Source organism: Phormidium sp. CCY1219 (genome assembly GCF_035615515.1).
Lineage (GTDB): Bacteria > Cyanobacteriota > Cyanobacteriia > Cyanobacteriales > Laspinemataceae > CCY1219.
On the sequence record NZ_JAJENT010000801.1, the window covers coordinates 1 to 10,387 of the forward strand.

The following is a 10,387-nucleotide window of genomic DNA, read 5'->3' on the forward strand; positions in this document are numbered from 1 at the left end:
GTCCCCGTAATATCGGGAGTCGAATTGTTGGTTGTGCCAGTGGTGGCAATCGTGGGTGCATCCGGTGCAGTGGCATCAAAAGTGACATTACTGGCATCGGTAGTAGCCGTTACCGCAGTTCCCGCATTGCCCGCCGCATCAGTCACACCTGTTAAGTCGATGTTAATCCCTTGCGACCCTTCAGTATCGGTGGCTTGCAGGGTGTAAGTGGCGGTGTAATTGTTACCACTGGGATTAGTGACCGTAGCCGTTTGACCGCCAATCGTGACAGTAGGTGTGCCACTGAGAGCTTCATCAGCGGCAAACGTCACTGTCACCGTATCCCCCACTTTGGCCAAACTGGGGTCATTGGCATTGTCGGATGCCATGCTGACTGAAGATAAGGTGGGGGCGGTGGTATCCACCACAATCGCTTTACTCCCACCGAGGGAGTTGGTAGAACCCAAAGCGGGGAGGGTTAAGTCACCACTGAAGCCCACACTATCTTCAATCGTACCTCCATTCAGTCCTAAGGCAGTGGTGGAGAGGTATTCTAAGTCAGCAGAGGTGTCCCCCGATTGGATAACATAGTTAAAAGTGAGGGTATTAGTGCCACTGCCACTGGCATAGGTGGCATATTGGTCGGTGGTGCCAGTTTCCAGTTGCAGGCGGGGGGTGCCAGTGACGGTAACGGTTTGGTCGAAGGTGACGGTGATGGCGATGGTTTCTCCCACACCGTAGCTGCCATCAGCCTTGGTGGCGGTGACGGATGTCACCGTAGCAGGATTGTTCAGGAGTACCGAGACGTTGTTGCCGCCGAAGTTCGCCACCGCCAAGTCGTCCTTCTTGCCATCCCCGTTGAAGTCTCCTACGGTGACGGCACGCGGATTGTTTCCCACGGCGAAGGTGGTTTGGGGGTTGAAACTGCCACTGCCGTCTCCCAGGAGCACCGAGACGTTGTCGTCGCCGTCGTTCGCCACCGCCAAGTCCTTCTTGCCATCCCCGTCAAAGTCTCCTACGGTGACGGCACGCGGACTGCCTCCCACGGCGAAGGTGGTTTGGGTACCGAAACTGCCAGTCCCGTCTCCCAGGAGCACCGAGACGTTGTTGTTGCCGTTGTTCGCCACCGCCAAGTCGTCCTTGCCATCCCCGTTGAAGTCTCCTACGGTGACGGCACGCGGATTGTCTCCCACGGCGAAGGTGGTTTGGGTGCCGAAACTGCCACTGCCGTCTCCCAGGAGTACCGAGACGTTGTCGTCGTAGTTGTTCGCCACCGCCAAGTCGTCCTTGCCATCCCCGTTGAAGTCTCCTACGGTGACGGACCACGGAAGGTTTCCCACGGCGAAGGTGGTTTGGGTGCCGAAACTGCCACTTCCGTCTCCCAGGAGTACCGAGACGTTGTCGTCGATGCGGTTCGCCACCGCCAAGTCGTCGTTGCCATCCCCGTTGAAGTCTCCTACGGTGACGGCATACGGAAAATCTCCCACGGCGAAGGTGGTTTGGGTACCGAAACTGCCACTTCCGTCTCCCAGGAGTACCGAGACGTTGTTGTCGATGCGGTTCGCCACCGCCAAGTCGTCGTTACCATCCCCGTTGAAGTCTCCTACGGTGACGGACAACGGACTGTTTCCCACGGCGAAGGTGGTTTGGGGGTTGAAACTGCCACTGCCGTCTCCCAGGAGTACCGAGACGTTGTCGTCGACGTTGTTCGCCACCGCCAAGTCGTCCTTCTTGCCATCCCCGTCAAAGTCTCCTACGGTGACGGAAAACGGACCGTTTCCCACGGCGGAGGTGGTTTGGGGGTTGAATCCCAGGGTATGAGAATAGGTGGTCAGGGTGTGGGGAGAGAAGGGTGAGGAGTGGTTTGTCCCTTGTCCGTTGTTATCAGTGCCGTCGCCCATGACCCATTCCCAATTCCCCTGTCCCGGTTCCCCCTGGGGAAACATTTGTTGTAGGTGCCAGGTGCCCCCTTGGGCGGGGTTGCCGGTGGGGTGGGGGTTGGCATAGAGGTGGGCGTTGGTGTAGCGGTGTAGCTGTTGTAAAAACTCTTGTCCCTCGCAATTGGCGGCGACTTGGCATCCGTAAATGTGGAGTTGCTTAATTCGCCACTGTTGCAGTTGGGGGGCTTAGTGAGGCAGGGTTTCGCGGTTGAGGATGCGGTTGCCCAGGTAGAGGGTTCCCGGTTCGCCGTGAGAGATGAGGTGGAGGGTGGTGGTTCCCCGGTATTGCCCCGTTCCTGCCACAAGCTGGGTAATTTGCGCGATGCCATCTTCTTCGGGATGGAGTACCACCACGTCGCACCCTGGGCGCACTGCGGCGGCGAGTATCTGGTAATCTTCTACCCCGGGGTCGATGATGACCAATTCTCGAGGCCATGCGCTGTAGGGCGTTGCCTGGAGGCCATTTAATTTTTGCAGGGGCAAGAGAAACTTGGGGGTCATGGTGTGATGAGTTACGATGTTCACTGTTGTTCTCGATAACGTAATTCCAATTATGCCTTTTTTCCCCCATCCGGGTGCGATCGCGATCGCACTGTTTTATCTCTTTTTGACCTTGACAGTTGTGAACTTTGATGGTAAATGCCGCCGAGGATTCAGCTCGCAATGCAGAATTAAGAATCAAGGATTTTCTTATTTATTCCATACCGTTGCTTATCTGCCATTTCCCCTGCATACTTGGTAACGTTGGTTGTCAGGGGTGGGGGCTGATGCAGTTCGGTGGTAAGTGAGTGGCTGGTGGAGAATTAAGAATTCATAAGTGAGAAAATTGCCCGTGATTCATTCTGAATAGTTAATTGCCTCGGGCGAGTTCAGGTGGGTTGTGGGTCGCACAATGAGACCGGGAACCCCTCGAGGTGCCATGTAGTGGCATCGGTTTGCCTATTGTTGGTAATCTGCAATGGGGGAGAATGGACTTGACAAATAGTTTGAGTTGTGGTAAAAGAGGCGGACTCAGGGAGGCAGGGGATTTTTTTCAATTCCCAATTCTTAATTTTCAATTGGCAACGAAGCGGGGAGCAGGAAAGATAGGATAATGTAGGCAATGATGTTTTATCCTAATCCTCAATAGCAACCACAGGCGTAACCGTTCATAGCTAAAAAAAGGACATTCAATATGGGCGCGAGTTTACAACAGATTGCCGATTATCTCGACAACCGAGGTTGGAAATACGAGATAGATGAAGAGAACAACCGAATTATTACGGGCGTACAAGCGGAGAACGTGGAGCATTTCCTGATCGTGATCCAGCTAGACGAAGACGGAGAATTTTTTAAACTGTTTGCGCCGCAGGTGATTTCCGGAGTCAGCGAGCATAGGTTTAAAGAAGCGATTTTGCAAACCATGCTGTGCATTTCCTGGGAGACGAAAATGCTGCAGTGGGAATACGACCCCAGCGATGGAGAGATTCGGGCGATTATTGAATTCCCCTTGGAAGATGCGATAATGACCGAGAAACAATTTAACCGATGTTTGAGTGGGTTAATTCAAATTGTAGATGATATTGCCATGCCTCGGTTGCGGGCGGTGATGGAAACGGGGAAAGACCCGGGAGACGAAGATATCGGAGAGAGACTGCTGCTGACCCTGCAAGAAGAAGCCCCCGGACTGCTAGACATTTTAGAAAAAGCGATGGAAGCGCGAAAGAACCGGGGAATCTTCCCGGCGGAGGAGTAAAACCCTTTTCCCGCCGTACCATGAAACCGAAGGGGAGGTGAAGCGATCGCCCACCCTAGGCGCGATCGCGCCTAAAGTAGGGGCGAGTCCGAACCCCTGCAGGGGTGACGACAAACGGCGAAACCCTTTATCGGCCCAACTTATTGGGAATTCCTTCGCAACCGCCGGGGATGGTTTCGCGAGTTTTCGATCCTCCCCAGGCACAACAATAATAGCGTTGCTTGTCCGAGAGGCGCTCAACCCCAGAGAAATCCGCATTTTCAATCACCGCCCCGGTATATTCCCCGGTTTTGAAATTCGGGCGTTGGGTGCGACTGCGCGCAGAAGCGGTTTCCACCGAACCGTAATAGAAGCGAGTCCCCTTCATATCCGCACCAGAGAGATTTGCCTCGCAGAGGATAGCGCGGGAGAGATTCGCCTTCACCAAATCGCAATGGCTGAGATTGACTTTTACCAGATTAGCTTCACTTAACTCCGTCCAGCGCAAGTCAGTGTAAGCGAGATTCGCCCCCGCCAACATCACACCGAGGTCGATGACGCGCACCCCATAGGGACGATCTTCCGCATAACCCCCGCTTCCATCCAGGATGGGACGGCCCAGGTGGCGATCGCGGCGCAGAGGAGTCAGCAACTTAGACTGAGACAGGAAGCGAATAATTTTGGCCTTTCCTTCAGCATCCACACTTGCCAGGATAGCGGCGGTTCGTCCTTCTGCGATCGCCCGTTCTTGCGGCCAATCTTCTAGCAACCCTTCTTCATTCAGCGCCAGATCCGAGACCCCTTGAAAATAGGCATCAATCGTTTGTTGCTGGGTAATGCGATTTTGCTGAATCGTCAGGTCCTTAGAAATAATGTACTGTCGCCACGCCACATACACCGCGAGGATAGCAATCAAGATTTGCCCCAAAGCCCCCACCACATCGCCTACAGCGCCGATCGCATCCCAATTAATTTGGATATTGCGGCTACCCGGTTGCTGATTCGAACCGCTCAGCATCAGAAACCCGATGGTGGCGATCAGCAGTCCCAAACAAGCGATGACCACAGAACGCCATGCAGGGGGCACCAACTGAGTCCAGATTGTGCCCCAATTCGGCCAAATAATTCGCAGGGAAATGGCAAAGGTAGACACCGCCCCGGCGAATCCGAGCCAAATATTATCCAGGGCCAGACCGAGAATCATCACCGCGATCGCGCCCAAAACCAAGGCACCGGGGCTAATGCGCCACCCCTTAACCGGGACTGCTTCCAGAGTAGCGCCGCGATCGGCATTACGGTTGAGAGTGCCATTAGCGGAATCGCGATCCAAAAACACGCGCCGTTCCTCTTCGGAGAGGACCTCTGTACCGCCGCCATTCTCTGGGGACAGGGGAGAAGTCACGGCGGCGATCGGATTGTCTCCCTCGCCGGGAACCGGGGTGGAGGTGGGTTCGGTATTGGAAGAGTTGAGAGAATTGGGGGAGTTTTGCTCTTCAGGCATAGATTTTGACCATAGGTTCGGTGATAGCCTAGGATTCAGTTTAGACCGGGCGGGAAGACCCGACATGAGAAAATTCTAACCTGAGATGAACTGTCGGGCAGAGGGAATTCTACCACAATCCGGTACAGAGGCGGAACCTGTTTCGCAAAACTCGGGCAGGGAGGCGGGGAGGGCGATCGCCCTAAACTGGGGCGCTACAAGCTGCAATCGCGAATTTTGGCCGCCAAAGTGGGCCAGAAGCGACCGCGACGCCCCCAACTGGGGAGATGGCCTTCCGGAGCGGAACTATCAAAAGTGAGTTTGCCGTAAGGCAGCCAGGATTGTCCTTGTCGCCAGCCCACGCGATCGCTAAAGGCTTCGTAATTTTTCTCAACCGCTTTCCAAATCTGCCGTTGGACGCTAAACCCAAACCGATTGTCGCTGTATTCTCGCCAGAGTTTATCGATTGTGCGTAAATCTCGACAGGGGAAGTTTTTGAGGTCTTGTATATTTATTTTGCCATCCGCTTCCCGACCGCAGACCCGCACCATCAGCGCCTCGGTTTCGCGGTCCGCCGCTTGCCACTCACCGGCAGCGAGGCGATCGCGCAGGGTGCTGTAGTCCATTCCCACAGCGGAAGCGGGCGGGGTGGGGGAGCTGTCTACCCCAGAAAGCAGTTCCGGGGGCATAAAAGCGCGATCGGCATCCGTGCCGGTGCCCAGCAAGTATAACCACTGCTTCACCGACTGGGGGCGATGTTCCGGATCCAAGGCCAAGCCTTTCAGGATAGCGGCATTCACGCGATCGCTGATGTGGGGATTGAGTTCTTGCGGGGGCACCAGGGGGTCCGTGGCATCCTTCATGCGGGCGCGATCGCGAGAAGTCGCCGAGGCGGGCACTTCTGTAGTGAGAAGAGCATATAAGGTTGCTGCCAAACTATACACATCGGAATACGCCCCGCGCCGCGATCGCAGGTCGTATTGTTCCAGGGGAGCAAACCCGCGCGAGCCATATTCCGGATGAACTTCAACCCGGTCCTGACTAAACGAGTGGGCAAACCCGAAATCAATCAGAACTGCATCCGAGCGATTTTTGCGGACGATAATATTCAGGGGTTTGATATCCCGATGCAAAAAGCCGCGATCGTGAACCAAACCGATCGCATCGCCAATTTGGTGAATATAAAATAACGCTTCCCACTCCGGTAAAGCGCCTTTGGTTTCCACCAAAGTGGCTAAATCAGTGCCTTCTACATATTCCATCACCAAATAACATGACGAGTCATCCGGGACAACTTCCGCCACACGGACGATACTGGGATGAGTACATTGAGCCAGACATTCCGCTTCATTGAGAAAGGCTTGCTTTTGTTCTGCAAATTCGCGCGGCGATCGCGCCTTCGGGGTCAGGGTTTTAATCGCCACAGAATGACCCCGATTATCCTTTGCCAGATAGGTAATTCCAAACCCACCTGACCCCAGGACTTTTTCGATAACATACCGACCATTTTGTAAAGCGTGACCGGGTTTCCAAGCCATAATTCTCCACTCCCATAATATGAGTTTGCCTAGATTTTAGCGCACCCGATTTCCATTCCAAATACACATACAATTTTCGATAATTCTTCCCTCGGAGGGAAGTGACAAGAACAAAGCCCGCACAAGCGGGCTTTGAGAAAAAGGCTCTTACCAAATTGAGGGAACCCCCTCAGCGGGCTGCGAAGTGCAGCACCGCTAGAGTATCGAGGGCGACCTAGACCAGTAGACCTTCAGAGCTGGCGTAGTTGTACACTTGATACATACTTACCTCTTCAATCGAGGTCGCACTGGCAAACTGGAGCAATCCATCTTGGTTCGCGGGGTCGTTCTTGATGGCATCCAAACCAAGACCGTCGGGGCTGTGACCGTCGCTCAGACCTTGACCGAAGATATACTCGACCTTTTCGAGGTTCGAGACTTCTTCAATCGAAGTCGCACCGGAGTAATTGAGCAGGTCATCTACCACTGCATCATCTGCGAAGTAGGATTCCAGGTCATAGGAGTCGGAGGTTTCTTGACCATTTTCCAACCCGGTACCCACGGCGTAGTCATACAGTTCGCCATCGCTGATTTCGCCATTGCCGTCCCCATCGATGGTTTCGAGTTCTTGAGTGAGGATATCGGCGTAGGTTTCGCGATACCAGGTTAAGTCGATCGCCGGGGAAGTCGCCAGACCTTCCGAGATACCTTCACCGGACATGAAGTCGTAAACCATATCGGACTGGAGATTGAAGACATTCTCCACGCGATAGTTCGAGACGATTTGTTGGCTGAAGTTAGCGCTGTAGTATTCGAAGTTGACGAACTCGCTGACATCAATCCCCAGTTGTTCCGATGCTTGGTTGAACATGAAGGATTTAATCTCGAACTCGCTCACTTCCGGAGCCGTGGACAGATCCACACCGAATTGTTCGGCGATTTGTTCTCCGTACTGCTCCACAAATCCTTTCACATCTACCGCAGAGAGTTCCACGTTAGCGGGACCTTGGGCATACACGTATTCGAGCACTTGCAGGTCGCTGACTTCCTCAACCGAGGAGACGCCAAACTCAGCCGTCAGTTCGGACTCATAGGTAGAGCGCACGAAGCTATAGTCGATATCGTTCGACAGACCACCATACATGTAGTCGAGAACCAAACCCTCATTGAGTTCGCCCACGGCGCTCACTTCGATGTCGTAGTAGCGAGCGATATCTACCGCGAATTCGCTCTTGAGATATTCGACTTCCACATAGTTCAAGGGGTTGATGCCTTGTTCCCAGCCGGTGTCGAACATGAACTTGACGACCTGCTTATCGGTGAGGTTACTGACATCAAACTCAGCATCGCCAGAGATTTTGCCGCTCTTGAACTTGAGAGAACCGCTCTTCAGCTTCATGGAAGAATCGCCGCTGAGCTTCATCGAGCTGCTGTTGAACTTCATAGAGCCGCTCTTGGCGACGTTGCCGCTCTTGAAGTTGAGAGAACCGCTCTTGAGCTTGTTCGAGCCGCTGTTCACTTTGATGCCGGCTTCGCCATAGAAGGCGGAGAGGGCGTCGGCATTGTCTGCGATATAGCCGGAGACATCGATCGCGGAGAGCTTGACTTCTTCGACTTCTAAGGCAGCCTTGAACTCTTCGCTGTAGGCAATCTTCACCAGTTGGTCGGCGGTGAGAACTTGGCCGGCGGTGAGGTCTACATCGATTTCTAAGTTGGTGAGCAGGTCAGTTTGTTGGGTTTCGCTGAGTTGCTCGAACTGATAGCCAACGTAGTTGACATCGATGGTAGACAGTTCGCTGCCCACCCATTCCAGCAAGCTGGCATCATCGAGATTCGCCACTTCGTCCACGGAGACTTCGAGAGAGCCTGCGATCGCCTCAGTGTAGGTTTCGCGAATGTAGTCGAGTTCTACATAGCCTGACAAGCTCAGGCCCAGTTGGACGCCTTCGCCCAGCATGAACTTCTCGAGTTTTTCGCGATCGATTTCGGCGACTTCTTCTGCTTCCACACCAAACGCTTCTGCGATCGCGTCGGTATTGGCGTCCACAAATCCCTTCACATCGAACGCCGAGAGCTTCACCGCTTCCAGGCTATCCTGTGCGTACAGGTATTCCACCACTTGCAGCTTGCTCAGTTCGGAAGCATCCGTCACTGTCTCACCTTGCTCGGTGAAGTAGGTCACCATCTCTTCGCCGAGGGCAAACCGCGCGTAGTCGAAGTCAACCGCCTCACTCACGCCACCGAATGCGAAGTCAACCACGATTTCGGCGCTCAGTTCGGTCACTTCTTCCACAGTGATGCCGTAGTATTCCGCCAGTCCCGCTTCATGTTCGCTGCGATAGACTTCTACATCTTCCGCCGTCACGAACTCAGAGAGATCCACACCGACTTTCCAGGCTTCGCCGACCATGTAATCGACGATTTCGGCTTCGCTGACCTCTTCAATGCTGCTGGCGCTGTAGAATTCCACCACTTGCGCCGAGTATTGCGTGGTAAACGTTTCGATGTCGAATGCCGAGAGATTGGTAAAGCCGGCTTCCCAACCCGCACTGAATATATAATACTTCAGTTCTTCGCCAGACAGCTCTTTCACCAACGTGCCGTCAGCGGTGGTTTCTTCGCCGTATTTCAGCTTAAAGAATTCCGCATCTACATAGGGAGCTGCATCGCCAAACACGAACTCGACGGTTTGCTCGGCACTCACTTCTTCAATCGAAGCGACTCCGAAGGTGGCGACCATCGCCGCCTCAAAGGTGCTTTGATAGTAAGACACCTCCACATATTCCGTCACATCTAGCCCTTGCTCCACAGCTTCGGTGGCCATGAATCGGTAGAGTTCATATTCGGAGAGTTCCTCCACGCTTTCTACGGAATAGAAGGCGGTCAATTCAGCGGTGTATTGCGCCGCAAAGCCTTCCAGATTCAACGGAGACATGCTCACATCCGCTGCTTCTGCTTCTTCGCTGAACGCATACGCTTCTACCTGCTCGTCGCTGAGTTCTTCCACGGAAGTCACGCCATAGAACTCGATGAGTTGTTGCGAGTATTGCTCGCGAACGAAGCGCACGTCGATGTAGTATTCTCCGCTGTCAAAGACGTTATCGAGAACTTTTTCCGGTTCGAGTTCCGCCACGCCTTCTTCGCCATCGGCGATGTCTACCGCTTCGCGAATTTTTTCTTTGTGCTGTTTCTTGACGAACTCGAAGTTAAAGAATGCAGAGGGATTCAACCCTTCTGCCACACCTTCGCTGGTGATGAACTTCAACAGTTCTTCATTAGACAGAGATGCAAGGTCAATTCCCTTTTCGCTGGCTAACTCGGTCAGCTCCTCGGAGTGAACCGATTTGAAGTAATCGAACTGAACCAACGGCGTCGGACTGTAGCCGAGTTCTACTGCCTTTTGCAGCAGTTCTTTTTGGCTGAGATTGGCGATTTCTTCTTGGGTTAATCCCTCTTCTTGCAGTGCAGAACTCACTCGCTCTTTCACCACGGAATTAAAGTAGCTCAAATTCACCGAGGGAGAGGGCTGCAATCCCTCTTGGCTCACATAATCCTCGACTTGCGCGACTTGCTCTTCGGTGAGATTCTCGAAGTCGAAGTCTGGGAACTGCTCTTGCAGTGCATCTTGGTTTTGCTCGATGACATATTGCGCGTCGAACAGCGGGCTAGTGGATGTTTCACCACTACCATCGGTGGGTTCTTCGCCACTACCATCGGTGGGTTCTTCGCCACTACCATCGGTGGGTTCTTCGCCACT

Annotated in this window: 6 protein-coding genes and 1 pseudogene; 2 read left to right on the plus strand and 5 right to left on the minus strand. The window is 53.6% G+C overall.

The window, feature by feature from the left end:
* Positions 1-1,925 (minus strand): FG-GAP-like repeat-containing protein (locus LKK83_RS24605; RefSeq protein ID WP_324634070.1); only part of this gene is annotated, 1,925 nt, incomplete at its 3' end.
* A 54-nt stretch (positions 1,926-1,979) separates the two neighbouring features.
* Positions 1,980-2,420, minus strand: a pseudogene (locus LKK83_RS24610) (DUF4347 domain-containing protein); the annotation flags it as partial.
* Positions 2,421-2,472: 52 nt separating this feature from the next.
* Here LKK83_RS24610 and LKK83_RS24615 point away from each other — a divergent pair.
* Both LKK83_RS24615 and LKK83_RS24620 read left to right on the plus strand, forming a co-directional pair.
* A complete protein-coding gene (locus LKK83_RS24615) occupies positions 2,473-2,661 on the plus strand; it encodes a hypothetical protein (RefSeq protein WP_324634063.1) in 189 nt (62 codons plus the stop codon).
* Positions 2,662-3,093: 432 nt separating this feature from the next.
* Positions 3,094-3,654 carry a hypothetical protein gene (locus LKK83_RS24620; RefSeq protein WP_324634064.1) on the plus strand — a complete coding sequence of 187 codons (561 nt, stop codon included), beginning with the start codon at positions 3,094-3,096 and terminating at the stop codon, positions 3,652-3,654.
* Positions 3,655-3,781: 127 nt separating this feature from the next.
* On the opposite strand, the gene LKK83_RS24625 is transcribed toward LKK83_RS24620, so the two are convergent.
* The 3 genes from LKK83_RS24625 to LKK83_RS24635 all read right to left on the minus strand — a co-directional run.
* A complete protein-coding gene (locus tag LKK83_RS24625; protein WP_324634066.1) occupies positions 3,782-5,134 on the minus strand; it encodes a pentapeptide repeat-containing protein in 1,353 nt (450 codons plus the stop codon).
* A gap of 194 nt (positions 5,135-5,328) precedes the next feature.
* Entirely contained in the window at positions 5,329-6,651 is a 1,323-nt protein-coding gene (locus LKK83_RS24630) for a serine/threonine-protein kinase (protein WP_324634067.1), read from the minus strand.
* A 214-nt stretch (positions 6,652-6,865) separates the two neighbouring features.
* Positions 6,866-10,387, minus strand: a 3,522-nt coding sequence (locus LKK83_RS24635; RefSeq protein WP_324634069.1) for a hypothetical protein, incomplete at its 5' end; no start/stop codon positions are given.